Genomic DNA, 774 nt, shown 5'->3' on the forward strand with positions numbered 1-774 from the left:
ACCAGCAAGCACCAGCAAGTATCAGGAGACAAATACCATGAGCGCAAAAGTATTCGAAACGAAGGACGTGCAGGACCTGCTGAAGGCCGCTGCGAATCTCAATGGCGGCAGCGGCAACGCGCGTTTCCAGCAGATCGTCCATCGACTGCTGGGCGATCTGTTCAAGGCCATCGACGATCTCGACATCACGCCCGATGAAGTCTGGGCCGGCGTGAACTATCTGAACAAGCTCGGCCAGGACGGCGAAGCGGCGCTGCTGGCTGCCGGCCTTGGCCTCGAAAAGTACCTCGACATCCGCATGGACGCCGCAGACAAGGCGGTGGGTCTCGAAGGCGGCACGCCGCGCACGATCGAAGGACCGTTGTACGTTGCGGGCGCACCGCTGCGCGAAGGCGTTTCGCGAATCGACGTCAACCCGGACGCCGACGCGGGTCCGCTCGTCATTCACGGCACCGTCACGGATCTCGACGGCAAGCCGCTCGCCGGCGCCGTAGTCGAATGCTGGCACGCCAATTCGAAGGGCTTCTACTCGCACTTCGACCCGACCGGCGCGCAGGACGACTTCAACCTGCGCGGCGCGGTCAAGACCGGCGCAGACGGCAAGTACGAATTCCGCACGCTCATGCCGGTGGGCTACGGCTGCCCGCCGCAGGGTTCGACCCAGCGCCTGCTGGACGGCCTTGGCCGCCACGGCAACCGCCCGGCGCACGTGCACTTCTTCGTCTCGTCGGATAACAGCCGCAAGCTCACCACGCAATTCAATATCGAAGGCGA

General features: G+C 64.0%; 1 protein-coding gene. It reads left to right on the plus strand.

All coding sequences use genetic code 11. The annotated features are described in order from the left end of the window. Window positions 1-37: 37 nt before the first annotated feature. On the plus strand, window positions 38-774 hold a 737-nt coding region (gene catA / locus JMY28_RS38820), incomplete at its 3' end, for a catechol 1,2-dioxygenase (RefSeq protein WP_201701150.1).

The sequence above is a fragment of the Paraburkholderia hiiakae genome, assembly GCF_904848665.1.
Lineage (GTDB): Bacteria > Pseudomonadota > Gammaproteobacteria > Burkholderiales > Burkholderiaceae > Paraburkholderia > Paraburkholderia hiiakae.